The 25,344-nt window shown below is 68.2% G+C and carries 21 protein-coding genes; 9 read left to right on the top strand and 12 right to left on the bottom strand.

Going from position 1 to position 25,344, the window contains the following annotated elements:
- Positions 1-101: 101 nt before the first annotated feature.
- Both murJ and AB0C96_RS01995 read right to left on the bottom strand, forming a co-directional pair.
- Positions 102-2,333, bottom strand: a complete 2,232-nt coding sequence (gene murJ, locus AB0C96_RS01990) for a murein biosynthesis integral membrane protein MurJ (protein ID WP_362912662.1) — start codon at positions 2,331-2,333, stop codon at positions 102-104.
- A 46-nt stretch (positions 2,334-2,379) separates the two neighbouring features.
- Positions 2,380-4,635: a DUF6049 family protein gene (locus tag AB0C96_RS01995; protein ID WP_362912664.1), complete on the bottom strand. Its 2,256-nt coding sequence runs from the start codon at positions 4,633-4,635 to the stop codon at positions 2,380-2,382.
- Between the two features lie 237 nt (positions 4,636-4,872).
- Between AB0C96_RS01995 and AB0C96_RS02000 the strand changes: the two genes are divergently transcribed.
- On the top strand, positions 4,873-6,348 hold the full coding sequence (locus AB0C96_RS02000) for a CCA tRNA nucleotidyltransferase (protein WP_362912666.1): 1,476 nt from the start codon (positions 4,873-4,875) through the stop codon (positions 6,346-6,348).
- Between the two features lie 213 nt (positions 6,349-6,561).
- Here AB0C96_RS02000 and AB0C96_RS02005 read toward each other — a convergent pair whose 3' ends face one another.
- The 4 genes from AB0C96_RS02005 to AB0C96_RS02020 all read right to left on the bottom strand — a co-directional run bounded on the left by AB0C96_RS02005 (position 6,562) and on the right by AB0C96_RS02020 (position 10,412).
- Positions 6,562-7,149, bottom strand: a complete 588-nt coding sequence (locus tag AB0C96_RS02005; protein ID WP_362912668.1) for a hypothetical protein — start codon at positions 7,147-7,149, stop codon at positions 6,562-6,564.
- Between the two features lie 115 nt (positions 7,150-7,264).
- Positions 7,265-8,524: an MFS transporter gene (locus tag AB0C96_RS02010; protein ID WP_362912670.1), complete on the bottom strand. Its 1,260-nt coding sequence runs from the start codon at positions 8,522-8,524 to the stop codon at positions 7,265-7,267.
- Positions 8,525-8,602: 78 nt separating this feature from the next.
- On the bottom strand, positions 8,603-9,685 hold the full coding sequence (locus tag AB0C96_RS02015) for an inositol-3-phosphate synthase (protein ID WP_362912672.1): 1,083 nt from the start codon (positions 9,683-9,685) through the stop codon (positions 8,603-8,605).
- Between the two features lie 46 nt (positions 9,686-9,731).
- Positions 9,732-10,412, bottom strand: coding sequence for a PadR family transcriptional regulator (locus tag AB0C96_RS02020; RefSeq protein WP_362912674.1), 681 nt, complete (start codon positions 10,410-10,412; stop codon positions 9,732-9,734).
- 491 nt (positions 10,413-10,903) lie between these two features.
- On the opposite strand from AB0C96_RS02020, the gene AB0C96_RS02025 reads away from it, so the two are divergent.
- From AB0C96_RS02025 to AB0C96_RS02035, 3 genes are all read left to right on the top strand, one after another.
- Positions 10,904-11,125, top strand: a complete 222-nt coding sequence (locus AB0C96_RS02025; RefSeq protein WP_362912676.1) for a hypothetical protein — start codon at positions 10,904-10,906, stop codon at positions 11,123-11,125.
- Between the two features lie 41 nt (positions 11,126-11,166).
- Positions 11,167-13,431, top strand: coding sequence for a transglycosylase domain-containing protein (locus AB0C96_RS02030; protein ID WP_362912678.1), 2,265 nt, complete (start codon positions 11,167-11,169; stop codon positions 13,429-13,431).
- A gap of 132 nt (positions 13,432-13,563) precedes the next feature.
- Positions 13,564-15,045, top strand: coding sequence for a glycosyltransferase 87 family protein (locus AB0C96_RS02035; RefSeq protein ID WP_362912679.1), 1,482 nt, complete (start codon positions 13,564-13,566; stop codon positions 15,043-15,045).
- A gap of 93 nt (positions 15,046-15,138) precedes the next feature.
- Here AB0C96_RS02035 and AB0C96_RS02040 read toward each other — a convergent pair whose 3' ends face one another.
- The 3 genes from AB0C96_RS02040 to AB0C96_RS02050 form a co-directional block, all read right to left on the bottom strand.
- Complete coding sequence (locus tag AB0C96_RS02040) at positions 15,139-16,170, bottom strand: alanine racemase (protein WP_362912681.1); 1,032 nt, start codon at positions 16,168-16,170, stop codon at positions 15,139-15,141.
- 64 nt (positions 16,171-16,234) lie between these two features.
- Positions 16,235-17,353, bottom strand: coding sequence for a peptidoglycan bridge formation glycyltransferase FemA/FemB family protein (locus AB0C96_RS02045; RefSeq protein WP_362912683.1), 1,119 nt, complete (start codon positions 17,351-17,353; stop codon positions 16,235-16,237).
- 137 nt (positions 17,354-17,490) lie between these two features.
- Positions 17,491-17,796: a hypothetical protein gene (locus AB0C96_RS02050; protein WP_362912685.1), complete on the bottom strand. Its 306-nt coding sequence runs from the start codon at positions 17,794-17,796 to the stop codon at positions 17,491-17,493.
- Between the two features lie 226 nt (positions 17,797-18,022).
- Between AB0C96_RS02050 and rpsF the strand changes: the two genes are divergently transcribed.
- The 4 genes from rpsF (at position 18,023) to rplI (ending at position 19,790) form a co-directional block, all read left to right on the top strand.
- On the top strand, positions 18,023-18,313 hold the full coding sequence (rpsF, locus tag AB0C96_RS02055) for a 30S ribosomal protein S6 (protein WP_006604399.1): 291 nt from the start codon (positions 18,023-18,025) through the stop codon (positions 18,311-18,313).
- Between the two features lie 82 nt (positions 18,314-18,395).
- Positions 18,396-18,977, top strand: a complete 582-nt coding sequence (locus AB0C96_RS02060) for a single-stranded DNA-binding protein (RefSeq protein ID WP_362912687.1) — start codon at positions 18,396-18,398, stop codon at positions 18,975-18,977.
- 111 nt (positions 18,978-19,088) lie between these two features.
- Positions 19,089-19,325 carry a 30S ribosomal protein S18 gene (rpsR, locus tag AB0C96_RS02065; protein ID WP_003978893.1) on the top strand — a complete coding sequence of 79 codons (237 nt, stop codon included), beginning with the start codon at positions 19,089-19,091 and terminating at the stop codon, positions 19,323-19,325.
- Positions 19,326-19,343: 18 nt separating this feature from the next.
- Positions 19,344-19,790 carry a 50S ribosomal protein L9 gene (gene rplI / locus AB0C96_RS02070; RefSeq protein ID WP_362912689.1) on the top strand — a complete coding sequence of 149 codons (447 nt, stop codon included), beginning with the start codon at positions 19,344-19,346 and terminating at the stop codon, positions 19,788-19,790.
- A gap of 82 nt (positions 19,791-19,872) precedes the next feature.
- On the opposite strand, the gene AB0C96_RS02075 is transcribed toward rplI, so the two are convergent.
- Positions 19,873-20,739, bottom strand: coding sequence for a trypsin-like serine protease (locus tag AB0C96_RS02075; protein WP_362912691.1), 867 nt, complete (start codon positions 20,737-20,739; stop codon positions 19,873-19,875).
- 41 nt (positions 20,740-20,780) lie between these two features.
- Complete coding sequence (locus AB0C96_RS02080) at positions 20,781-22,118, bottom strand: MATE family efflux transporter (protein WP_362912693.1); 1,338 nt, start codon at positions 22,116-22,118, stop codon at positions 20,781-20,783.
- Between the two features lie 459 nt (positions 22,119-22,577).
- Here AB0C96_RS02080 and dnaB point away from each other — a divergent pair, with 459 nt between their 5' ends.
- Positions 22,578-24,056 carry a replicative DNA helicase gene (dnaB, locus tag AB0C96_RS02085; protein WP_362912695.1) on the top strand — a complete coding sequence of 493 codons (1,479 nt, stop codon included), beginning with the start codon at positions 22,578-22,580 and terminating at the stop codon, positions 24,054-24,056.
- A 108-nt stretch (positions 24,057-24,164) separates the two neighbouring features.
- Here the strand turns inward: dnaB and AB0C96_RS02090 are convergent, their stop codons facing one another.
- Entirely contained in the window at positions 24,165-25,274 is a 1,110-nt protein-coding gene (locus AB0C96_RS02090) for an FAD-dependent monooxygenase (RefSeq protein WP_362912697.1), read from the bottom strand.
- Positions 25,275-25,344: the final 70 nt, after the last annotated feature.

A 25,344-nucleotide genomic window follows, 5' to 3' on the forward strand; every position in this document is an offset into this window, starting at 1 on the left:
TCCTGCCTCCCCATCCGTTGCAGGCTCAATGAGCCAAGACAATTGTGCCCACAGTCCGCCACTATGCACGACACACGGTGGCAGTCGATGGTTGTGCTCAATCAACGCCCAAGCTTTGACCGGACCATGCCGACCAGGGCGTTCATTTCCTCGATGCGCATTTTGCGTGCCGCGACGTAGAACACGGTCAGCAGTGCGGCGGCGCCGGCGATCAGAGCGGTCAGCGAGCCGAGGAATCCGCTGCCGAGCGTCTGCATGAGGGCGTAGACCACGCCGCCCGAGATGATCGTGGCCGGGAGGCTGGCGCCGGCCAGCCGCGCGTAGGTTCGCACGACATGGGCGGTGTCCAGGTCGCCGTCCATCCGCTTGCCCAGCCGCCGCCAGGCCACGCCGACGCCGATGATGTACGCCAGGCCGTACGAGGCCGCCATGCCGACCACGGCCCAGCGGGCGGGCAGGATCAGGAAGCACAGGCCGGAGGCCGCGGCGTTGACGGCGGCGACGATCACCGTGTTGTAGAAGGGCGTCCGGGTGTCTTCGTACGCGTAGAAGGCGCGCAGGACGACGTACTGCACCGAGAACGGGATCAGGCCCACGCCGAAGGCCATCAGCATGTAGCCCATCGGGATACCGGCGCCGGACGAGCCGTAGACCAGTGTGCACAGCGGGATGCCGAGCGAGAGGAAGCCGAACGAGATCGGGACGATGGCGACCGCGGAGGTACGCAGGCCCTGCGACATGTCGTCCCGGACGGCTCCGGTGTCGCCGTCGTGCGCGGACCGTGCCAGCCGCGGTAGCAGCGCGGCCATCACGGAGACGGTGATGATCGCCTGTGGCATGTTCCAGATCAGCTGGGCGCTGGCGTACGAGATGAAGCCGGTGCCCGGGTGGCCCTGCCGGTCGGCGGTGTTGCCGGCCCAGGTGGAGAGCTGGGTGACGACCAGGACGCCCGCCTGGTTGGCGAGCACGAACAGCACCGTCCACTTGGCGAGCTTGGCGGCCTTGCCCAGGCCGTGGCCGCGCCAGTCGAAGCGCAGCCGGAGCTTGAAGTCGGCGTCGCGCAGGTACGGGATCATCGCCAGGGCCTGGACGACGAGCCCGAGGAGGGTGCCGATGCCCAGGAGGCGGATGCCCTCGTCGGGGATGGTGGTGACGCCGATGTGCGAGGTCTTCGCCGTGCCGTAGACCCAGATGAACAGGCCGAACGTGGCGATCATGACGATGTTGTTGAGGACCGGGGTCCACATCATCGCGCCGAAGCGGCCGCGGGCATTGAGGATCTGCCCCATCACCACGTGCAGACCCATGAAGAAGATCGTGGGCACGCAGTAGCGGGTGAAGGCGACGGCGACCTCGTTGGCCGCCGGGTCACGCGAAATGTCGAACGAGACCAGCTTCACCAGCAGTGGCGCCGCGACCACCGCGAGCACCGTCAGAACACCGAGGACCACGATGACCAGCGTCAGCAGCCGGTTGGCGTAGGCCTCGCCGCCGTCGTCGTCCTCCTTCATCGCGCGCACCAGCTGCGGAACGAAGACCGAGTTCAGACCGCCGCCGATGGTCAGGATGAAGATCATCGTCGGTAGCTGGTAGGCGACCTGCCAGGAGTCACCGAGCACCGCACCGCCGAGCGCGGCGACGATCAGCGCCGAGCGGACGAAGCCCGTGAGACGGGACACCATCGTGCCGGCAGCCATCACCGCACTGGACTTGAGCAGACCGGAGGCACGGCCGCCGGAGGGCTTGCCGGCCGCCGCCACGGGAGCCGGCTCCGGTGCCGGGGCGGCCTGCTGCGGAACAGCATCCGGGACCTGTACCGGCCCGGCCGTGGGCGGCCCGGCGTGCGGTCCGGGGGGCGGCCCGGCCGGGGCCGGCCGCTGGGGATCGTAGGGCTGCTGGTCCCGGTAGAGATGCGCAAAGGCATCGGGCTCCGGGCGGTCGCCGGATGACTCGCTGAACGGGGCGTCGACGCCCACGAACTGCGTCGTCGCCCCGGCATCGCCGGACGAGAGATCGCCGGCCGGCCCCTGCGGCCCCGCCGGTGGGGGTGCGCCCCACTGCTGTGTGGCGGGAGCGTGCGGGCCCGCAGCAGGGTGCTGGTAGAGCGGTTGCGTCGGCTGCCCCGGGGGCGGCGGAGGCGGCGCGGCGCGGTTGTAGGGCGCCTCGGTCACCGGGCCGTGGGCCGTGGGGTCCGGGGCGCGGTGCGGATCGCCGTGGTAGGCGTCCTGGACGAAGGGGTCCTGGTCCGCGGGGAACGGGGGCGTCGGAGGGACCGGCCGCGTGGGGTCGCCATTGGCGCCCCGGCCCCGGTCACCGTCGTACGGCGCATTCATCGCTGCCCCACCTCATCCGTCGCCGGCCATCCGGCCCCGCCATATATCAACGGTCCACTTTCTCACCTGAGCCGGACGGGTCGGAGCTTTCCGAACCGGTGTCCGGCGTGGGGTCACTCGGCTGCTCGGGCGCGTCTCCGTCCGTGCCGTCGCCGTCTCCGTCCGTGTCTGTCGGGCCCTCGGCGTCGTTGCCGTCCGACCCGTCCTCGGCGCGCTGGGCCGCCGCCCGCTTGCGCTGGAGGTAGATCCGCACGCCGGCGAGAACGAGCAACAGCACGCCGCCCGCGATGACGAGCATCACCGTCGCGGTGATCTCCGTGACGTTCACCTGGAACGTCATGGGCTCACCGTAGGGCCTTCCGTCCGCCGTGTAGAGCTGTGCGGTCACCCAAGCGCGACCGTTGGCGTTGGCCGTGGTGTCGAACTTGAACGACTGGCTGTGCCCGCCGTCCACCGTGATCTGCTGTGACTTCCCCACGTCCAGACGGTTGGGCTGGGAGGAGGTCAGCCGCAGCGTCATGTCCTTCACGCCCTGGACCAGGTTGTTCTGCACCGTCACCGGAATCGTGGCGCTGCGCCCGGAGAGCGTGGCCTCCGACTTCTGGATCAGATGGACCTTCTTCGTCAGCCCGTCGAGGTAGCTGCGCACGGAGTGCCGGAACGTCGCGGCACCGGAGGTATCGCCCCGCCACTCCGTCGACATCTCCCGCATCATGGCGTTGCCGAACGGCGTCACCACACGCTCCGGCTGGGCCAGGATCACCCGGAAGTCGTCCAGCGCGGACTGGGTGCCCTGGATCTGCCGGAAGGCGTCGGTGGGCAGTTCCTGCCTGCGCAGCGCGGACGGGTAGGCGGAGCTGCTCGGCACCTGGCGGCTGGCTGCGGGGTCGGGCTTGGCCTTGGCTGCGCCGCTGAGGCTCAGCGACTGGGTCCAGCGCCCGTCCTCCTCCAGCTCCCGCAGTGCGGTGGCCATGGCATGGGCCTGGCTCACCGACGGCATGCGCTGTGGCGCGACGACGACGCTGCGCTGCCGGTCCGGGTCCTGGAGACTGATCATCTGCGTCTGGGCGAGGAACTCCTGCACCGCGTGGGTGGCGTCCGATGCCTTCGACATATCGCCCTCGAAGGCCCGGGAGAGCGGGGCGTCCGCGACGATCGCGGTGTTGCCGCCGCCGATGGGGCGGGCCGCGGTCGGTGTGTAGGACAGCTTGCCGGTGTCCCGCAGGCTGTCGCTCCGGGTGATCACATTGTGCGCCCCGGCCGAGGTGGCGACGTCGACGATGGAGGAGTCGATCGCCCCGTTCACCGGCCATGCGAAGTCGGTACGCGGCTTGACGCCGAGGATGGTGTCGACGGTCTTGTCCGCGAGCTCGGTGGCCGGGCCGAGGTGGCTGAGGGCGCTGGGGACGCCCTTGCCGTGGTGCGCGAGCGAGGCCAGGTCGGGGTCGGCGAAGGGCAGCGCGACGACCTCGTGCGACTTGACGGCCTCTTCGAGTTCGTGCAGCCACTGCTTGGCGACGGCCTGGTTGTTGCCCATCGGGCCGTCCGGGCCGTTCACCCGGTACGACTTGGTCATCGCATCGACGGTGGCGAGCAGGTCGGGGTCGATGACGAAGGTCACCGGCAGGTTCTTGCCGAGCGCGACCATCTGCTGGAGCCGGCCCCCCGGCGCGAGCTCGGCGGCGAGGTCGTCGTTGCGGAAGACCGGTGTCTGCTGGGCGTCGGCGTCGGTCTCGGCGGTGAGATGCGTGGAGGAGATCAGCGGCCACAGGTACGTGAGCTGCGTCTTCTTTTTGGCGTCGGAGGCTTGCCAGGGCAGGAACGTCCGGTCCATGCCGAGGACCTGCTCGTACGACGAGGCCTGTGAGTGCCCTGACAGAGAGACGCCGATCTGATACACACCGTCATCGCCGAGGTCGAGGTCCTTGGCCGGCACGCTGAGGGTGAAGGGGCGGCTGACGCCGGGGTCCAGCTTGTCGATCTTCTCTTGGTGTCCCTCGACCTCAGGGCCGTCCGCCCCGGACAGATAGCCGGTGCGATGCGTCACAGACTCGATGGCGCTGCGGCTGTTGAGCGCATCGCCGCGGTGCATGTCGAGGTGTGCGTCGGTGATCGTGCTGCGGCTGTCGTTGGTCAGGGTGCCGGAGATGGTGACCGTGTCACCCTTGGCGGGAGCGGACGGGGACATGGAGTCGATGGTGACGTCGACTGTGTGGGAGCCGGTCGTGGCCGCCTGGGCGGAGGGGGCGTGCGGGGTCTGGAGCAGCCCCGCGAGCAGGGGGACTCCAGTGAGGAGTGTCACGGTCCTTCGCAGCCATCGACCACGCGGCCGTTCAGTCCCCTGGAACCCTGCCGCCTCGGCCACGCGCTCGTCCGTCCCTCGTCGTCGTCAGTGGTCGTCGGAATGTGCGTCCACGAATGGTAACGAGGCCCGGCGTGCCGGAGTGCCGGGGACTGCTCCACATGATCGCCGGGCGACCGGCCTGTCCCCTTTATTACGTGACGCCTCGCTCGGCGCGGCCACGTACCCTGTTCTGTTGTGCCGAACGCCAACAATGACCTCTCCACCCCGAACGCCGAGCGGACGCCGCAGTCGACGAACGCGCTGAACCATGTGCAGCGACGTGCCGTGAGCGAACTGCTGCGGGTGTCCCCCGTTGCGGATGACCTGGCCCGTCGATTCCAGGAGGCCGGGTTCACGCTTGCCCTGGTCGGCGGCTCGGTCCGGGATGCGCTGCTGGGCCGGCTCGGCAACGACCTGGACTTCACCACGGACGCTCGTCCCGAGGACGTCTTGAAGATCGTCCGGCCGTGGGCGGACGCGGTCTGGGAGGTCGGCATTGCCTTCGGCACGGTCGGCTGCAAGAAGGACTCGTTCGACATCGAGATCACGACCTACCGCTCCGAGGCGTACGACCGCACTTCCCGCAAGCCCGAGGTGTCGTACGGAGACTCCATCGAGGAAGATCTGATCCGTCGGGACTTCACGGTGAACGCCATGGCGGTCCTGCTGCCGCAGAAGGAGTTCGTCGACCCGCACGACGGCCTGGAGGACCTGGCTTCCCAGGTGCTGCGCACGCCCGGGACGCCGGAGGAGTCGTTCTCCGATGACCCGCTGCGGATGATGCGCGCGGCCCGCTTCGCCGCCCAGCTGGACTTCGAGGTCGCCCCCGAGGTCGTTGCCGCGATGAATGCGATGTCGGACCGGATCGAGATCGTCTCCGCCGAGCGCGTACGGGACGAGCTGAACAAGCTGATCCTGGCGCCGAACCCGCGCAAGGGACTGCGCCTGCTGGTCGGGTCCGGTATCGCCGGCCGGATCCTGCCCGAGCTGCCGGCCCTGCGGCTGGAGCGTGATGAGCATCACCGTCACAAGGACGTCTACGAGCACTCGCTGACGGTCCTGGAGCAGGCGATCGACCTCGAAGAGAACGGGCCCGATCTGGTCCTGCGGCTGGCGGCCCTGCTGCACGACATCGGTAAGCCCAAGACGCGGCGCTTCGAGTTGGATGGTCGGGTCTCCTTCCACCACCACGAAGTGGTGGGCGCGAAGATGACCAAGAAGCGGATGACCGCGCTGAAGTACTCCAACGACATGGTCAAGGACGTCTCGCGTCTGGTGGAGCTGCATCTGCGCTTCCACGGCTATGGGACGGGCGAGTGGACGGACTCCGCGGTCCGTCGCTATGTCCGGGACGCCGGCCCACAGCTGGAGCGGCTGCACAAGCTCACACGGTCGGACTGCACCACCCGCAACAAGCGCAAGGCCTCTGCCCTGTCGCGCGCATACGACGGGCTTGAGGAGCGCATCGCACGGCTCCAGGAGCAGGAAGAGCTGGATGCGATCCGTCCGGACCTGGACGGGAACGACATCATGCAGATCCTGGGCATCCGCCCGGGACCCGAGGTCGGCAAGGCATACAAGCAGATGCTGGAGCTCCGGCTGGAGCACGGCCCCATGGGGCGGGACGCGGCTATCGCCGCTCTGAAGGAGTGGTGGGCCTCTCAGGGCTGATGTTTCACGTGAAACGGCGCTCGATGGGCCGGCATGTTTCACGTGAAACGAGCACTCCGTGAGCTTCTCCGTTTCACGTGAAACGGCGTTCGGCGCGGGCGCGATGCCATGTTTCACATGAAACATCGAGTGAAGCCACGAGGGCATGAAGCGAGGGGCGGTGTTTCACGTGAAACACCGCCCCTCGGCATATCCGGAGTGCGTGTGGGTGCGCTACTTCGTGGGGGCGAGGCAGAGCACCATGGCGGTGTCGGCCCGGCGGCGCCGGTGCACCGTCTTGACGTAGGCGTCCTGCCCCGAGCGGCACACGGACGGGTCCGACGAGCCGTTGTGTACCTCGGTCACCTTGTACTGGGCCTCCGAGGTACCGCAATCGACCACGGCCAGGCCATCGTCCAGTGCACTGCTGGACTTCTTCACACAGTCCCCGGCCTCGGCGCTGTCTCCGTCGTCCAGGCTGGTGAGCCAGAAGAACGCGAAGGCGATCAGCGCGAGGACGACTCCCACAGCCCGCAGAATCGCCTTGGGTGAGCGGCTCTTGGCGGGACGCGGCGGAGGTACGGGAGCGCCGCCCTGCATATAGGGCTGCTGCGGCGGCGAGGGGTATCCCTGCTGCGGCTGGCCGTACGGAGCCTGTGGCTGCTGGGGGTAGGCGTACCCGCCCTGGGGCTGTCCGTAGGGCGCCTGCGGTGCCGGCGGCGCCTGCGGGTAGGGGTTCTGGCCGTACGGCGGTTGCCCGTAGGGCTGTTGACCGTACGGCGGCTGTCCGTAGGGATTCTGGCCCTGAGGCGGCGTGGTCATGGATCTCCCCCGATATTGATGTGTACAGGCTCGTGTAGGACGCCCGTAAGGTATCGGGTCCGGGCCTGCTGTGCTGCAAGGACCCGATCATCGCGAGGTGGAGGGCTAGCCGCCCCTAGCCGCGCCCCGCGCGGAACATCGCCGCCGAGACCAACGCATAGAGCGCGGTCACCACGAAGAGCAGCGCGGCGGACCGTCCGTCCGGCGGCAGCATCAGGGCGGCGACCGCGGCGGCACCGACGAAGGCGACGTTGAACAGGACGTCGTAGAGGGCGAAGATCCGGCCGCGGAAGGCATCGTCGACGGACGACTGGACGACGGTGTCGGTCGAGATCTTGGTTCCCTGGGTGCCGAGACCGAGGATGAAGGCGGCCGCGAGCATCGGTCCGGGTTCGAAGAACAGGCCGAGCGACGGCACCAGTACCGCGCCCAGAGCGGCACAGCAGGCGATCCAGCCGAACGGGGTGAGCCGGGCGACCGCCCAGGGCGTGACGACGGCGGCCATGAAGAAGCCCGCTCCTGACACCACGACGGCGATCCCCAGCAGGGCCAGGCCCTCGGACTCGGTGGCCGCCCAGGAGTAGCGGCACAGCATCAGCACCGTGACTGTCAGAGCCCCGTAACAGAAACGGACCACGGTCATCGCGGTCAGCGCCCGAGCCGGGATGCGCCGCTCGGCGAGGTGCCGCAGACCCTCGACGAGGCCGCGCGCAGTGCTCAACAGGGCTTCGCGCACGCGTGGTTGGAGCAGCGTCGGGTCGGGGCCGAGCAGCTGCGGTGCCATGCGCAGGGCGGTCAGTGCCGAGCAGAAGTAGAGGGCCGCGGCGAGCAGCACGACGAACGCATCCACATGCGAGCCGGCCAGCCGGACCGCGAAGGCGAGTGCGCCGCCGGCCGTCGCGGCGAGTGTTCCGGCTGTAGGCGCCAGGGAGTTGGCCATGACCAGCTGTTCTTCACCGTCGACCACGCGCGGGAGCGCGGCCGACAGCCCTGCGAGCACGAAGCGGTTCACTGCGGTCACCGAGAGGGCCGAAGCGTAGAAGAGCCAGTCGGGGACCTTCGACACGATCAGCGCCGCGGTCGCCATGGCCAACAGGGTCCGCAGCAGGTTGCCGTACAGCAGGACCTGACGGCGCCGCCAGCGGTCGAGCAGTACGCCGGCGAACGGGCCGAGGAGCGAGTACGGCAGCAGCAGCACCGCCATGGCGGAGGCGATGGCGGTGGGCGAGGCCTGCTTCTCGGGTGAGAAGACGACGTATGTGGCCAGCGCGACCTGGAACACCCCGTCGGCCGCCTGGGACAGGAGCCGTGCGGCAAGGAGCGAACGGAAGTCGCGTAGCCGGAGTAATACGCGGAGATCGCGCACAGCATGCATGGGGCACAGCCTCACACAGCCCGCAGGCCCCCGGGCGGAATACCCGGGGGCCTGCGGAGGGAGGTTGTGGCGGGCGCGTCAGCGCTCGACCTCGCCCTTGATGAACTTCTCGACGTTGTCCCGTGCCTCGTCGTCGAAGTACTGCACCGGCGGCGACTTCATGAAGTACGAGGAGGCGGAGAGGATCGGGCCACCGATGCCCCGGTCCTTGGCGATCTTCGCGGCGCGCAGCGCGTCGATGATGACGCCCGCAGAGTTCGGGGAGTCCCAGACCTCAAGCTTGTATTCAAGGTTCAGCGGGACGTCACCGAAGGCGCGGCCCTCAAGGCGGACGTATGCCCACTTGCGGTCGTCCAGCCAGGCCACGTAGTCCGAGGGGCCGATGTGGACGTTGTCCTCGCCCAGCTCACGGTCCCGGATCTGGGAGGTGACGGCCTGGGTCTTGGAGATCTTCTTGGACTCCAGGCGCTCCCGCTCCAGCATGTTCTTGAAGTCCATGTTGCCGCCGACGTTCAGCTGCATGGTGCGGTCCAGGATGACGCCCCGGTCCTCGAACAGCTTGGCCATCACGCGGTGCGTGATCGTGGCGCCGACCTGCGACTTGATGTCGTCACCGACGATCGGGACGCCGGCCTCGGTGAACTTGTCCGCCCACTCCTTGGTGCCGGCGATGAAGACCGGAAGGGCGTTGACGAACGCGACCTTGGCATCGATGGCGCACTGGGCGTAGTACTTCGCGGCGTCCTCGGAACCCACGGGGAGGTAGCAGACCAGGACGTCGACCTGCTTGTCCTTGAGGACCTGGACGACGTCGACCGGAGCCTCGGCGGACTCCTCGATGGTCTGTCGGTAGTACTTGCCCAGTCCGTCGAGGGTGTGACCGCGCTGGACCTGCACGCCGGCGTTCGGCACGTCGCAGATCTTGATGGTGTTGTTCTCGCTGGCGCCGATGGCGTCAGCCAGGTCGAGGCCGACCTTCTTGGCGTCGACGTCGAAAGCGGCCACGAACTCGATGTCACGCACGTGGTAGTCGCCGAACTGCACGTGCATGAGGCCGGGCACGCGGCTCTCCGGGTCGGCGTCCTTGTAGTACTCGACGCCTTGTACCAGCGAGGCGGCGCAGTTGCCCACGCCGACGATGGCTACGCGAACCGAACCCATTCCGGTTGCTCCCTGTGATCTCGATGGGGACCTGCGCAGCAGGGCCTCATGTGGTGGTGTCATCGGACGGATCCGGTCGGGTACCACCCCGGTGCCGGGGCAGGCCGCCCGTATCTCCTGACTGGTTCTTCTTGTCCTGCGCTGCGGGACCCGGTGCGCGCTGATCGCGCCCGGCGCGCTCACTCTCGATGAGCTCGTTCAACCAACGGACCTCGCGCTCCACGGACTCCATACCGTGACGCTGAAGTTCGAGGGTGTAGTCGTCCAGCCGCTCGCGGGACCTGGCCAAGGAGGTGCGCATCTTTTCGAGGCGCTCCTCCAGCCGGCTGCGGCGGCCTTCCAGCACGCGCATCCGTACGTCCCGCGACGTCTGGCCGAAGAATGCGAATCGGACGCCGAAGTGCTCGTCCTCCCAGGCATCCGGTCCGGAGTGGGCGAGCAGCTCCTCGAAGTGCTCTTTGCCCGCTGCGGTCAATCGGTAGACGATCTTGGCTCGGCGCCCGGTCAGGGTGGCGGCGGGAACGGGCTCCGAAGCACCGTCCGTTTCCTCGATGAGCCAGCCGTTCGCGACCAGCGCCTTGAGGCAGGGGTAGAGGGTGCCATAGCTGAACGCGCGAAACACCCCGAGCGAGGTGTTGAGCCGTTTCCGCAGCTCATACCCGTGCATCGGGGATTCGCGGAGGAGTCCGAGGACGGCGAATTCGAGGATGCCGGAGCGTCTGCTCATCCTCCGCCTCCTCGGTCCGGTGCGTTCTTTATGTCGTGCTGATGTATCGACTCGATACATCCAGACGATAGAACGGCCACCAGGGGTGGACAAGAGGGGGGGTAGTGAACGGCGTCACATCACCGATTCGTGCGATGCAACCTGACTGATTTGGAGTGAATTTCAACACTGGGCAGGTTTTGGCCGTGCGTAGTCTGTGCGGCATGCAGACTGCCGGGAACCGTGGGTCGATATCAGGCGTCCCCGTCCTCGGTGTAGTGCGGCCCGCGCAGTATGAGCGGCCCGTGCATCGGGGGGACCTGAAGACAACTGCCGCCTTCAGGCGACGAGATAGCGCGCCTGCCCGAGGAGTATCCGTTCCATGAGCGAGCACCGTCGCAAACCGCCACAGCCGCAGGGTGGCGGACGTGCCGCGGCCCGACGCGCCGCACAGCAGCCATCGGGGCGCCGAGCTGCCCCTTCACGTGGCTCCGCCGGCAGCCCCGTCCCCCATGGTGATCCGTCGGGTCAAGGGGCGCGGCCGGGCGGTCGCGCCGAAGCCCGTAGAGCTGCCCAGCGCGGCGGTCGCCAGCGGGGACCGGACACCATGGAACTGGGCTCCGGCTCCGGTGGTCGTGGTGGAGGTCGCCGTGGCGGTGGTGGCGGCGGTGGTGGCCCCGAGGGGGGCCGCGGGCGCGGACGCGGCGGTGGGAAGCCCGCCAAGCGGCGCCTGATCGACTATCCGCGCTCCCACCGCGTCGGATGGCGGCGCTTCGTGCCGTCCTGGAAGCAGGTGGCCAGCATCTGCATCGGATTCGCGGCACTGATCGTGGGCGGTGCGGGCGTGGCGTTGGCCGTGGTGAGCGTGCCCAATGAGAGCGACGCCGCCAAGATGCAGAACAACGTGTATCTCTGGTCCAACGGCAAGGTCATGGCGCGCGACGGTGAGACAAACCGTCAGAACATTGAAATAAACGAAGTGCCGAAGTCGATGCAGAACGCGGCGATCGCCGCGGAGAACGCGTCTTTCTGGAACGACTCGGGTGTGGACCCGATGGGTATCGCGCGTGCCCTGTTCAACATGGCCAAGGGCGGCGAGACGCAGGGTGGATCGACCATCACCCAGCAGTACGTCAAGAACGCGATGCTGAGCCAGCAGCAGACCTTCGATCGCAAGTTCAAGGAGCTCTTCATCGCGATCAAGGTCGGCTGGCAGATGAGCAAGCCGCAGATCCTCCAGGGCTACCTGAACACCAGCTACTACGGCCGTGGTGCTTACGGCATCCAGGCGGCCGCCCAGGCGTACTACGGCAAGGACGCCAAGAAGCTGACCCCGGACGAGGGCGCCTTCCTGGCGACCGTGCTCAAGGGTGCCGACCTGTACGACCCGGCGGGTGGCACCGGCCCGGGCGCGAGCCCTGCGGCGAACACCCAGCGCGCCGAGGCGCGGTGGAGCTGGATCCTCGACCGGGAGGTCGACAACCACCTGATGCCGAAGGCGGAACGGGCCAAGTACAGCAAGTTCCCCAAGCCCATCCGTCCGAAGCCGGTGGCCAGCAAGAGCGGTCAGATCGGCTATCTGATGGACACTGCCAAGAAGTACGTGCTCCGGCATGTGGACATCACCGAGGCCCGGTTCGACAAGGGCGGCTACACGATCCGCACGACCTTCGACGAGAAGAAGACCCGCGAGCTTGAGGCCGCGGTGCAGAAGGTCGACAAGCGGTACATCGATCCGAAGAGGCGCGAAAAGGACAAGTACGTCCAGTTCGGTGGCGCCTCCGTCGTTCCAGGGGACGGCAAGATCGTCGCCTTGTACGGCGGTGAGGGCTACGACAAGGGTCACTTCAGCAATAACGCGGACACCTTCGGTGTGCCGGTCGGCTCGACCTGGAAGCCGTTCGTGCTCGCGGCGGCGATGGACCACGGAACGAGCGCCAGCAACTACCAGCCCATCTCGCCGGACAGCCGGTACAACGGCAACCCCCACCTCAAGGTGAAGAACGCGGATGGCACCTATGTCATGAAGAAGGACAACTCGCCCTTCTATCAGGAGAATGAGAGCAACCGCCACTGGGGGTACATCTCCCTGACCAAGGCCATGGAGCAGTCGGTCAACACCCCGTTCGTGCAGCTCGGCATGGACGTCGGGATGGACAAGGTCCGCGACATGGCGGAGGCCGCGGGCATCTCAAGGGCCAGCTTCGACAAGAACCTCAATCCCTCCTTCGCGCTGGGTACCTCCACACCGAGCGCGATCCGGATGGCGGACGCCTATGCGACGTTCGCCGCCTCGGGGACGAAGGTCGAGCCGTACTCGGTCACCAAGGTGATGTCCGATGGCGTGGATCTGCCGGGCTTCGAGCGACCCAAGCAGGAGACGGCGATGGGATCCAACATCGCCAACAACGTGACCAAGGTGCTGAAGAACGTCATCCAGAACGGCACGGCCAAGGAAGCCAGGCGGCTGGGCATGCCGGCGGCGGGCAAGACCGGCACCACCGACGAGAACAAGTCGGCCTGGTTCGTCGGCTACACCAAGCAGCTCTCGACGGCCATCACGATGTTCCGCGAGGACGCGCAGAACCCGCGTCAGCTGTCCATGAACGGAGTCGGTGGCTTCGACTCGATCCACGGTGGTGCGCTGCCCACCGAGGTCTGGACCGAGTACATGCTCCAGGCGTTGAACGGCGTCACCCCGGTGGACTTCCCGGACGCCCTGCCCATCGGGGAGCGGGTGGACGAGGCCGGTATGCCGTCGCCGACGCCGACTCCCACCCCGTCGGACACCCCGTCGGCGACACCGTCGGAGACGCCCAGCGAGTCCGCCTCCCCGTCGGACACTCCGACGGCGACTCCGTCCAGTACCTGTTCTCCGTGGGACGTCAAGTGCCAGGACACCGGTGGGAACACCAATGGCGGACCGGGTGGTGGCACCACTGACGGCGGTACGACGACGTCTCCTGACCCGACCACCGGCGGGGGCAACAACGGGGGAGGCAACGGCGGCGGCTTCATCGGTGGCCCGAACGGCGGCTGACGACCGCACACTGTTTCACGTGAAACATGCCGCCTGTTTCACGTGAAACATGGAGATACGAAGCCCCTGCCCGGCTTGCCCGGACAGGGGCTTCGCCATGTTCTGTCCCTGGCCGTACGGCAGGATGGGGCCATGACGAGCGTGCGACAGGACGAGCCGGTACGGCCGACGAAGCGGGACGAGGTGGCAGCGGCCGGCAGCGAGCTGATCGGCGGGCCGATCGGCCGGCGCGCACTGCTCGGCACGAACTGGCTGACGCCGGTGCGGGTCGTGGCGCTGGTCGCCCTGGGGATGTTCGCGCTCGGCATGGTGCAGAAGCTGCCCTGCTACAACGGCGGCTGGTTCTTCGGCGCCACGAGCCAGTACACCCACGCCTGTTACTCCGACATCCCGCATCTCTACGCGGGGCGGGGCTTCGCCGACGGGCTGATCCCGTACTTCGACCGGCTGCCCGGCGATATGGAGTACCTGGAGTACCCCGTACTCACCGGTGTCTTCATGGAGGTCGCCTCCTGGATGACCCCGCACAGCGGAGCGATCCAGGACCGTGAGCAGATCTACTGGCTGGTCAATGCCGGCATGCTGATGATCTGCGCCGCCGTCATCGCGGTGTGTGTGACCCGCACCCATCGGCGCCGTCCCTGGGACGGTCTCCTGGTCGCCCTGGCGCCCGCCTTCGCCCTCACCGCCACCATCAACTGGGACCTGCTGGCGATCGCCCTCACCGCCGCGGGAATGCTGATGTGGTCCCGCAGCCGCCCGCTCGCGGCCGGCGCGCTGATCGGGCTGGCGACCGCGGCGAAGCTGTACCCGGTGCTGTTGCTGGGCCCCCTGCTGGTGCTGTGCTGGCGCGCGGGCACCTGGCGGGCGTACGGGAAGGCCGTGGCGGGTGCGGTGGTGTCCTGGCTGGTGGTGAACCTGCCGGTGATGATCACGCACGACGCCACCGGGTTCCACATCCGTGAGGGGTGGGCGAAGTTCTACACCTTCAGCCAGGAGCGGCCCATCGACTTCGGCTCGATCTGGTTGCTGATCTCGCAGCGCACCGGGAACCCCCTGGAGAACGCCAACACCTACGCCACCCTGCTGATGATCCTGGGCTGTGGCGCCATCGGCCTGCTGACCCTCTACGCCCCGCGACGGCCCCGCTTCGCGCAGCTCGCCTTCCTCGTCGTGGCGCTGTTCATCCTCACCAACAAGGTCTACTCACCGCAGTACGTGCTGTGGCTGACGCCGCTCGCCGCGCTGGCCCGGCCCCGTTGGCGGGACTTCCTGATCTGGCAGGCCTGCGAGGTCATGTACTTCCTGGGGATCTGGATGTACCTCGCCTACACCGGCAACGGCGACAAGCACCAGGGCCTGCCGACGGAGGGCTACCAGCTCGCCATCGCCCTGCACCTCCTGGGCACGCTCTACCTGTGCGCCGTGGTCGTACGCGACATCCTGATGCCGGAGCGCGATGTGGTGCGCAAGGACGGTGACGACGACCCGTCGGGTGGTGTCCTGGACCGCAGGCCCGATGTCTTCGTGCTCGGGCGGGCGTACCACCCTCCTCGGCACGCGGTGCAGTTCGAGGGGGCGCCACGGGTGCGCTGGGGCGCCGTACGGGACTGACCGGCAGCGGCGTACATACGCGGGGCCCGGTGCCGCAGCAGAGGTCTGCGGTACCGGGCCCTTGGCGTGTGTCCGAGTGGTGTCCCGGCCGGCTCAGCGGTCCACGAGGCGGTCGAACTGGGTGGTGGTGTGCCGCAGATGCGCCACCAGTTCCTCACCGACCTGTGGCTGCGGCGCGTCCGCCGGGACGAACAGGATCGAGACCTGCATATGCGGCGGCTCCGCGAACCAGCGCTGCTTCCCGGCCCAGACGTACGGCGCGAGGTTGCGGTTGACGGTCGCCAGGCCGGCTCGGGCCACGCCCTTGGCGCGCGGCATCACACCGTGCAGAGCCTTGGGCGACTCCAGGCCGACACCGTGCGAGGTGCCGCCGGCGACCACGACCAGGTACCCGTCGGAGGCCGCCTTCTGCTGGCGGTACCCGAAGCGCTCGCCCTTGGCCACCTGGGTCACGTCGAGCACCGAACCGCGGTACTCGGTGGCGTCGTGGTCGCCCAGCCACAGCCGCGTGCCGATCCGCGCCCGGAACCGGGTCTGCGGGAACTGCTGCTGGAGACGGGCGAGTTCGTCGGCCTTGAGGTGGCTGACGAACATGGTGTGCAGCGGCAGGCGGGCGTTGCGCAGCAGGTCCATCCAGCCGATGACTTCCTCGACCGAGTCGGACCCGTCGGTGCGGTCCAGCGGCAGGTGGATCGCGAAGCCCTCCAGCCGTACGTCCTCGATGGCCGCGGCCAGCTTCGGCAGGTCCTCCGGCTTGACGCCATGGCGCTTCATGCTGCTCATGACCTCGATGACGACCCGGGCGCCGACCAGGCCACCCACGCCCTCGACCGAGGAGACCGAGCGGATGGCCCGGTCGGGCAGCGGCACCGGCTCCTCGCCGTGCCGGAACGGGGTCAGGACGAGCAGGTCACCGCTGAAGAAGTCCTTGATGCGGGCCGCCTCGTAGGTCGTCCCGACCGCGAGGAGGTCGGCGCCGAGACGGGTTGCCTCTTCGGAGAGGCGCTCATGGCCGAAGCCGTAACCGTTTCCTTTGCAGACCGGGACCAGCCCGGGGAACTGCTGGAGAACGCTCTGCTGATGCGCCCGCCAGCGCACGGTGTCGACGTAGAGGGTGAGCGCCATGGCCGGGCCCGGAACCTTTCTCGTGGCTGGGTTTCTCAGGGTGACGAACGGTGCGGTGGAGCGGTCAGCGACGTGCCATGTAGAGGTCGAACGCCTTGTGCAGGAGCTTGTTGAGCGGGAAGTCCCACTCACCGAGGTACTCGGCTGCCTGCCCACCCGTGCCGACCTTGAACTGGATCAGGCCGAAGAGGTGGTCGTTCTCGTCGAGGGAGTCGCTGATGCCGCGGAGGTCGTAGACGCTGGCGCCGAGCGCGTAGGCGTCCTGGAGCATCCGCCACTGCATCGCGTTGGACGGCCGGACCTCGCGGCCGATGTTGTCCGAGGCGCCGTAGGAGTACCAGACGTGCCCACCGACGATCAGCATCGTGGCCGCAGAAAGGTTCACGCCGTTGTGGCGGGCGAAGTAGAGCCGCATGCGGTTGGGGTCCTCGGTGTTGAGGGCCGTCCACATGCGCTGGAAGTAGCTGAGGGGCCGCGGGCGGAAGCGGTCGCGCTCCGCGGTGATCTCGTAGAGGCGCTGCCATTCGGCCAGGTCGTCGTAGCCGCCCTGGACGACCTCGACACCGGCCTTCTCGGCCTTCTTGATGTTGCGGCGCCACAGCTGGTTGAAGCCCTTGTGGATCTCCTCCAGCGCGCGGTCGGCCAGCGGCACCTGGAAGACGTAGCGGGGCTGCACGTCGGCGAAGCCGGCGCCGCCGTCCTCGCCCTGCTGCCAGCCCATGCGGCGCAGCTTGTCCGCAACCTCGAAGGCGCGCGGCTCGATGTGGGTCGCCTCGATGTCCCGCAGGCGCTTGACGTCCGGGTTCTGGATGCCGGCCTTGATCGCCGGGGAGTCCCAGCGGCGGATGATGACCGGCGGGCCCATCTTCACGGTGAAGGCACCCTGCTGCTTCAGATGCGCGAGCATCGGCTGCAGCCAGTCCTCCAGATTTGGCGCGTACCAGTTGATGACCGGGCCCTCGGGAAGGTACGCGAGATAGCGCTTGACCTTGGGCACCTGGCGGTAGAGGACCAGGCCGGCGCCGACGAGCTCACCGCTCGCATCGAACCAGCCCAGGCTCTCCGAACGCCATTCGGCCTTGACGTCCGCCCAGGCCGGGACCTGCATGTGGCTCGCCGCGGGCAGGGTCTGGATGTATGCCAGATGCTGCTCTCGACTGATGGTCCTCAGGGTCAGGCTCATGCGGGGCGCTCCTCGGCAGGTGTGTCCCCATGGTCGGGGCTCCGGCTCTCGCGCCGAAGCCTACTGTGACCGGGGAGCGCCCCGTCTGGGCCATACGGACTGGGCCCCGTATGCCACAGTGCGTGAGCCGGGGTGGCTCAGCCGATGAGGCCGCCGAATGCCACACCGAGGTAGAAGCCGAGGGCCGAGGCCCCGAGGCCGATGATCAACAGGAAGCGTTCGCCTGTCGTCGACGAGATGAACTGGCCCCACAGGCCGGTCCCGATGCCGATCAGGCCGGCCCAGGAACTGAGCACGTGCAGACTGGGAGAGAGCGTGGAGACGACGGCGATCACGCCGAGCACCAAAGTCACCACGGCAAAGGTGTTCTCGACGGGATGGTCCTGGCCGTCGCTGTTGAGAAGCGAGAGCAGTGAGCGCTGGGTCCTAGCTGCCTGTGCCATACGGCACCTCCGATGACAGGGCGGCGCACTGTAACGCCGCTCACACCCGTTGTGTTCCAGATTGGGGGGTACCACGGGCGGATTTCAACCGGAAGGCCTCAGCCAGGTACTGTGTACGGTCTGCGCCCCCTGTCTGTCCGAGACCGGCGGGCCGGGCGCGGAACGCATATGACCCTCCTGCCACGGAACGACCGTGGCCGCTGAGTCCAAAGGAGGTGGGTTCCACATGCGTCACTACGAGGTGATGGTCATCCTCGACCCCGATCTGGAGGAGCGCGCTGTCTCCCCGCTGATCGAGAACTTCCTCTCCGTCGTCCGTGAGGGCAACGGAAAGGTCGAGAAGGTCGACACCTGGGGCCGTCGTCGTCTCTCGTACGAGATCAAGAAGAAGCCCGAGGGCATCTACTCGGTCATCGACCTGCAGGCCGAGCCTGCGGTCGTCAAGGAGCTCGACCGCCAGATGAACCTGAACGAGTCGGTCCTCCGGACCAAGGTCCTCCGTCCCGAGACCCACTGAGCGCGTAAGCGTCCAGCGGTAACCGGGTCCGAGTAGCAGCAACACCAGCAGCCAGCAGCACACCCGCCGAGAGGTTCCCCTAATGGCAGGCGAGACCGTCATCACGGTTGTCGGCAATCTTGTCGACGACCCCGAGCTGCGCTTCACCCCGTCCGGTGCGGCGGTCGCGAAGTTCCGCGTCGCGTCCACTCCCCGCACCTTCGACCGTCAGACCAATGAGTGGAAGGACGGCGAGAGCCTGTTCCTGACCTGCTCGGTGTGGCGTCAGGCGGCCGAGAACGTCGCCGAGTCCCTTACGCGGGGTACCCGCGTGGTCGTCCAGGGCCGCCTCAAGCAGCGGTCGTACGAGGACCGCGAGGGCGTGAAGCGCACGGTCTACGAGCTCGACGTCGAGGAAGTGGGCCCGAGCCTGAAGAACGCCACGGCCAAGATCACCAAGACCAGCGGTCGCGGTGGCCAGGGCGGCGGCTTCGGCGGCGGTCAGCAGGGCGGTGGCCAGGGTGGCGGCGGTTGGGGCGGCGGCCCCGGCGGCGGCCAGCAGGGCGGCGGCGCTCCTGCCGACGACCCGTGGGCGACCGGCGGCCCGGCCGGCGGTGGCCAGGGTGGCGGCGGTGGCTGGGGCGGCGGCTCCGGCGGTGGCTACTCGGACGAGCCGCCCTTCTAGGGCCGGACAGCCGGCTCGGTCCGGCGATGTTTCACGTGAAACATCGCCGTGAAACGGCCGGCGGCCTTGAGGGCGTCAGCACAAACTTCTTGAACTCATTGGAGAGAGACAATGGCGAAGCCGCCTGCTCGCAAGCCTAAGAAGAAGGTTTGCGTGTTCTGCAAGGAGAAGATCTCCTACGTTGACTACAAGGACACGAACCTGCTGCGGAAGTTCATCTCCGACCGCGGCAAGATCCGTGCCCGCCGAGTCACCGGCAACTGCACTCAGCACCAGCGTGACGTCGCCACGGCCGTGAAGAACAGCCGTGAGATGGCGCTGCTGCCCTACACGTCCACCGCGCGATAAGGGAAGGGTGACCGACACATGAAGATCATCCTCACCCACGAGGTCTCCGGCCTCGGCACCGCCGGCGACGTCGTTGACGTCAAGGACGGTTACGCCCGTAACTACCTGGTCCCGCGCGGTTTCGCGATCCGCTGGACCAAGGGTGGCGAGAAGGACGTCGCGCAGATCCGTCGCGGTCGCAAGATCCGCGAGATCGCCACGATCGAGCAGGCCAACGAGGTCAAGTCTCAGATCGAGGGCGTCAACGTGAAGCTGGCCGTCCGTGCCGGCGACGCGGGTCGTCTGTTCGGCTCCGTCACGCAGGCCGACATCGCCTCGGCGATCAAGGCCGCCGGTGGCCCGGACGTGGACAAGCGCCGCATCGAGGTTGCCTCGCCGATCAAGACCCTGGGCGCGCACCAGGTCTCCGTGCGTCTGCACGCCGAGGTCGTTGCGAAGCTGGGCGTCGAGGTCGTCGCCGCCTGATCGCAGGACAACGCCGAAGGGCCGCACTCCCGTCAACGGGGTGCGGCCCTTCGCCGTGTCCGGGTGCCGTGACGGCCCGGGGTCAGTCCTCGTCCTGGGCGTGCTTGTAGAGGTTGGCGACGTCGTCGTCGAAGTACGCGGCGTAGGAGACGTCGTCCTCGTCACCGCCGCCTTCATGGCCACCCAGGACGCCGATGACCGTGCCCGTGTGGCTCTTGGGGTCGTAGTCGGCCAGCCACGGGCTGCCGCTGGTGCCGCCCTCGAAGTCGGTGCACTGGACGCGCATCTGGGTGTCGCTGTACTTCGTGGTGCGGTTCTGGCAGGAGATCGGGGTGTCGCGGCTGGTGGGGTAGCCGGTGATCTTGACCTCGTTGTCGAAGCCACGATCTATCCCGAGGGTGTTGCCACCCAGCACGTCCTGGATGTCCTTGCCGTCCTTCTTGTCGAGGATGAGGAAGGCGACGTCCAGGTCCTCGTCCTGTGACTTGGCCCAGCGGTCGTCGACGATCACCTTCTTGACCTTCCACAGGCCGGTGGGCTCGTCGCCGTCGCGGTAGTCGGGCGCGAAGACGAGGTCGTTCACCGTGGAACCGGCCTCGGCGTCGTAGGCGCAGTGGGCCGCCGTGATCAGCATGTTGCGGCCCGGGCTCTGCACCACGCTCGCGGTGCAGAAGTGGTCGCCGTGGTCGTCCTTCTCGAAGACCGCACCGACCCGGGCGTTCTGCTCGGTCCGGCGCGGGGTGTAGGCATTGCCGTCGTCGGCCGGAGCCGTCGCGGAGGGGTCCTGGTCCTGCGGGGCCTGGCCCGGCTCGCCGGACTTGCCGAAGCTGCTGCGGCCGCTGCTGCCGAGATACGTATCGGAGTCCTCCGCGGCGTAGCCGACCACGGCAGCGGCCATCAGGACGACGAACGTCAGGGGCAGCACGGACTTCATGGCAAGCGGGCGCACACGGTCATTATCGACGTGCTACCTGTGTTGTGGGAGAGAGTTCAGCGGGAGGCTCCGGTCACAATCCACCGGTCCGAGCTGCTCCGCAGCCACAGGGTCAGCATCCGCACGGTCATCATCAGGGCCATGGCCCACCACAGGGCGACCAGCCCGCCGCCGAAGGCCGGGACGGCCAGCGCGGCCGGTACGAACAGGGCCAGCGTCACGACCATCGCCCAGGCGAGATACGGGCCGTCGCCGGCGCCCATGAGGACCCCGTCGAGGATGAACACGATGCCGGAGACCGGCTGGGTCAGGGCCACGACCAGGAGCGTGGTCAGCAACGGGGCCTTTACGGCGGGGTCGGAGGTGAAGAGCGGAATGAACAGCGGCCGGGCGAGCGCGACCAGCACACCGAGGACCAGGCCCGAGGCGATGCCCCACTGGACCATGCGACGGCAGGCGGCCCTGGCGCCGCCGGTGTCCCCCGCGCCGAGGTAGCGGCCTATGATGGCCTGCCCGGCGATGGCTATCGCATCCAGTGCGAAGGCCAGCAGGGACCACAGCGTCAGCACGATCTGGTGGGCGGCGACCTCGGCGTCGCCGAGCCGGGCGGCGATGGCGGTGGCGATCATCAGAACAGCGCGCAGCGAGAGCGTACGGACCAGCAGCGGGACGCCGGCCTGGGCACAGGCGCGGATCCCCGCCGCATCGGGGCGCAGCGAGGCGCCGTGCCGCCGTGCGCCGCGGATCACCACCGCGAGGTAGGCGGCGGCCATCCCGCACTGGGCGATGACCGTCCCCCAGGCGGAGCCCGCGATGCCCAGGCCGGCGCCGTAGACCAGGCTCGCGTTGAGCGCGGCGTTCACGGAGAAGCCGCCGATGGCGACGTAGAGCGGGGTCCGGGTGTCCTGGAGGCCGCGGAGGACGCCGGTGGCGGCCAGCACGACGAGCATCGCGGGGATACCGAGCGCGCTGATGCGCAGGTAGGTCGTGGCGTACGGGGCGGCGGTGGGGGAGGCGCCGAAGGCTTCGACCAGCCATGGGGCGGTGGGCAGCACGGCGGCGATGACCGCGGCGCCGAGCAGCAGGGCGAGCCAGATGCCGTCCATACCCTGGCGGATGGCGGCCGGGACGTCGCCGGCCCCGACCCTGCGGGCGACCGCTGCGGTGGTGGCGTAGGCGAGGAAGACGAAGACGGAGACGGCGGTGGTCAGCAGGCCGGCGGCGACGCCGAGGCCGGCGAGCTGGGAGGTGCCGAGGTGGCCGATGACGGCGCTGTCGACCATGACGAAGAGCGGTTCCGCGACCAGGGAGCCGAAGGCCGGCAGGGCGAGGGCGATGATCTCGCGGTCGTGGCGGCGGGCGGTACGCCGCAGGGTCGCGGGAGCCTGTGTCATGGCGCTCAATCTAATCTTCCACAGGTAAGAGATGCAATCCGTTTGCAGTCCTTACTTTCCGCTGTGTGGAGTCGCCTCCTCCGCGCTGTTTGTCGCGATCTTGGGTGGCGCGCAAAAGTTTTTCTCCCCCACAGGGTATGGATGAGAAAACCGCAGGTCAGGGCCTTAGGGGTGGGGTGATTGTGTGCTTGTCCACAGAAGTTTCCCCCGTGCCGTGCACAGGATCCGGGGACTTCTCCACAGCTGCGGGGCAGTCATCCACACGGCCTGTGGATAACCAGATTGGCGGACGGTGCCCACGGGCCTACCGTGGTCCGGCGCCCGCCGCCTGTTCCGGCCTCGGACACCGTCCGAACTCGACGCGCCGTAACCGGAGTCGGGCGTCTCGATTGTCAGAGCTGTGCCGTAAGAAAGAACAGCACAGCAAGGTCCGCGCCGCGGACGGGAGGAGGTGCCGGGGTGAGCATTCCCGAGCCCATGGAGGACCCCTGGGCGGACTCCGGTCCCAGCGACCTGCTGCCCGCCGCCCGCTCCCGACGAGGTGACGGAAAGGGCCGCGGCCGCGGAGACCGATCGGAGCGGGACGACGATGACGGCGGCTCCTGGGCCGGCGGCTTCGAGCGGGTTCCCCCGCAGGACCTGGACGCCGAGCAGTCCGTCCTCGGCGGCATGCTGCTGTCGAAGGACGCCATCGCGGACGTCGTCGAGGTCCTCAAGGGCGAGGACTTCTACCGCCCTGCCCATGAGCTGGTCTTCCAGGCGATCCTCGATCTGTACGCCAAGGGCGAGCCGGCCGACCCGATCACCGTTGCCGCAGAGCTGACCAAGCGCGGCGAGATCGGCCGGGTGGGCGGCGCCTCGTATCTGCACACCCTCGTCCAGTCCGTACCGACGGCCGCGAACGCCGAGTACTACGCCGAGATCGTCCATGAGCGCGCCGTGCTCCGCCGGCTGGTCGAGGCCGGCACCCGTATCACGCAGATGGGATACGCCGCGGACGGCGACGTCGACGAGATCGTCAACAAGGCCCAGGCCGAGATCTACGCCGTCACCGAACAGCGCACCAGCGAGGACTACCTCCCGCTCGGCGACATCATGGAGGGCGCCCTCGACGAGATCGAGGCCATCGGCTCGCGCCAGGGCCAGATGACGGGCGTGCCGACCGGCTTCACCGACCTGGATTCCCTGACGAACGGCCTGCACCCGGGCCAGATGATCGTCATCGCGGCCCGTCCCGCCATGGGTAAGTCGACCCTCGCACTGGACTTCGCGCGCGCCTGCTCGATCAAGAGCAATCTGCCCAGCGTGATCTTCTCCCTCGAAATGGGGCGCAACGAGATCGCGATGCGTCTGCTGTCCGCCGAGGCGCGGGTGGCGCTGCACCACATGCGCTCCGGCAGCATGACGGACGAGGACTGGACGCGGCTGGCCCGGCGGATGCCGGACGTCTCCGCCGCACCGCTCTACATCGACGACTCGCCCAACCTGTCGATGATGGAGATCCGCGCGAAGTGCCGCCGGCTCAAGCAGCGCAATGACCTGAAGCTCGTGGTCATCGACTACCTCCAGCTGATGCAGTCCGGCGGCTCCAAGCGCGCCGAGAGCCGTCAGCAGGAGGTGTCGGACATGTCCCGTAACCTCAAGCTGCTGGCGAAGGAGCTGGAGCTCCCGGTCATCGCGCTGTCGCAGCTGAACCGTGGCCCCGAGCAGCGCACGGACAAGAAGCCGATGGTCTCCGACCTGCGTGAATCCGGTTCGATCGAGCAGGACGCCGACATGGTCATCCTGCTGCACCGCGAGGACGCCTACGAGAAGGAGTCGCCGCGCGCCGGTGAGGCCGACCTGATCGTGGCCAAGCACCGTAACGGCCCCACGGCGACGATCACGGTGGCGTTCCAGGGCCACTATTCGCGGTTCGTGGACATGGCGCAGACGTGACCGGTCCGCGGCCCTTCAGTAGGGCCGCGGCCTGATGGGTGGAGACCGCCTTGGAGGCCATGATCGCGCCGGCTGGGCGGCCGGTTTCCTGGGCGTATGCGGCTACGTTCAGCCAGGTTGGAAGAATGCGAGCATTTTCTGGGCGGCGTCCGGCGACGTCAGCAATTCCTGCATGTCCGTGGACATCCGGGCGGCAGCGCTGGTGCGTTCGAACATCTCGCGTTCGTATTCTTTGACGGCGGCGGGAAAGTCGTCCGGGTGCGCGGCCAGCGCGAGACCGAGCAGGGCGCCGTCGAGCAGCGCCATGTTGGCGCCCTCTCCCACCGGCGGCATCAGGTGCGCGGCATCGCCGAGCAGTGTGACGCCTGGCGTCGACGGCCAGGTCAGGCCGACCGGGAGAGTGGTGATCGACCGCGGCACGACCGTGTCGTCGCAGGCCGCGATCAGCGCGGTGAACCGTGAGTCCCAGCCGGGGAGCAGGTCGATCAGCCGCGCCCGGGCGGCGGCCGAGTCGTCGAACGGGATCCCGGTGGTGGCGAACCAGTCCTCGGCGGTGTTGTAGAAGCTGAGGCCGATGCGAACGCGGCCGTCGCCGTTGCGCTGCGCCGCCAGGGATATTCCGTTGCCGAGCACCCAGTAGGTGCCGCGCCCGACCATCGCCGCGAGGTCGGGGTGCGTGCGGTCGATGTCGGGAATGCCGATCTCGACGACGTTCTGGCCGGTATGTACCGGGCGGGCGTCGGTGAGCAGCGCGCGGACCCGGGACTGGGCACCGTCCGCGCCGACCAGCAGGTCATACGTCGCACTGCTGCCGTCGGCGAAGTGCAGCAGGCCGTTGTCGGCGGATGTGAACGCGTGCCCCCAGCGCACCGCGTCTTCGGGGAGGGAGTCCAGCAGCAGGTTGCGCAGATCGGCGCGGTCGACCTCGGGTCGCTCGAGCGGGGCGTCGTCGGGCGTGTCCTCCTGGAGCAGCAGGGTGCCATCCGGCTCGAGAAGACGCATGTCCTGGCCTTCACCACGGGCAATTGCGTAGAACTCGTCGATCAGACCGGCCTCGCGCAGCGCCCGCTGGCCGGAGTGGATGTCGAGCATGCCGCCCTGACCACGCGCACCGCGTGACGATTCGCGTTCATACACGACGGTGTCGATGCCGTTCACGTGCAGCACACGGGCGAGAGCCAGGCCGCCGAGGCCGGCTCCGACGATGGCGATGGTCATGATTGTCTCCCCTTCGATACGCCGTACTGGCCGATACACTGTATCGCCCGATGCGATGTATTGTTAGCGG

The organism is Streptomyces sp. NPDC048506 (genome assembly GCF_040651315.1).
Classification (GTDB): Bacteria; Actinomycetota; Actinomycetes; order Streptomycetales; family Streptomycetaceae; genus Streptomyces.

Coding starts and splice junctions, on each gene's coding strand:
- rplI (WP_362912689.1), top strand. CDS start 19,344: ATGAAGATCATCCTCACCCACGAGGTCTCCGGCCTCGGCACCGCCGGC.
- AB0C96_RS02010 (WP_362912670.1), bottom strand. CDS start 8,524: ATGCATGCTGTGCGCGATCTCCGCGTATTACTCCGGCTACGCGACTTC.
- AB0C96_RS02050 (WP_362912685.1), bottom strand. CDS start 17,796: ATGGCACAGGCAGCTAGGACCCAGCGCTCACTGCTCTCGCTTCTCAAC.
- AB0C96_RS02090 (WP_362912697.1), bottom strand. CDS start 25,274: ATGACCATCGCCATCGTCGGAGCCGGCCTCGGCGGCCTGGCTCTCGCC.
- murJ (WP_362912662.1), bottom strand. CDS start 2,333: ATGAATGCGCCGTACGACGGTGACCGGGGCCGGGGCGCCAATGGCGAC.
- AB0C96_RS02005 (WP_362912668.1), bottom strand. CDS start 7,149: ATGACCACGCCGCCTCAGGGCCAGAATCCCTACGGACAGCCGCCGTAC.
- AB0C96_RS02040 (WP_362912681.1), bottom strand. CDS start 16,170: ATGGCGCTCACCCTCTACGTCGACACCGTGCGCTGGCGGGCGCATCAG.
- rpsF (WP_006604399.1), top strand. CDS start 18,023: ATGCGTCACTACGAGGTGATGGTCATCCTCGACCCCGATCTGGAGGAG.
- rpsR (WP_003978893.1), top strand. CDS start 19,089: ATGGCGAAGCCGCCTGCTCGCAAGCCTAAGAAGAAGGTTTGCGTGTTC.
- AB0C96_RS02080 (WP_362912693.1), bottom strand. CDS start 22,118: ATGACACAGGCTCCCGCGACCCTGCGGCGTACCGCCCGCCGCCACGAC.
- AB0C96_RS02025 (WP_362912676.1), top strand. CDS start 10,904: ATGGTGATCCGTCGGGTCAAGGGGCGCGGCCGGGCGGTCGCGCCGAAG.
- AB0C96_RS02060 (WP_362912687.1), top strand. CDS start 18,396: ATGGCAGGCGAGACCGTCATCACGGTTGTCGGCAATCTTGTCGACGAC.
- AB0C96_RS02035 (WP_362912679.1), top strand. CDS start 13,564: ATGACGAGCGTGCGACAGGACGAGCCGGTACGGCCGACGAAGCGGGAC.
- AB0C96_RS02020 (WP_362912674.1), bottom strand. CDS start 10,412: ATGAGCAGACGCTCCGGCATCCTCGAATTCGCCGTCCTCGGACTCCTC.
- AB0C96_RS02045 (WP_362912683.1), bottom strand. CDS start 17,353: ATGAGCCTGACCCTGAGGACCATCAGTCGAGAGCAGCATCTGGCATAC.
- AB0C96_RS02015 (WP_362912672.1), bottom strand. CDS start 9,685: ATGGGTTCGGTTCGCGTAGCCATCGTCGGCGTGGGCAACTGCGCCGCC.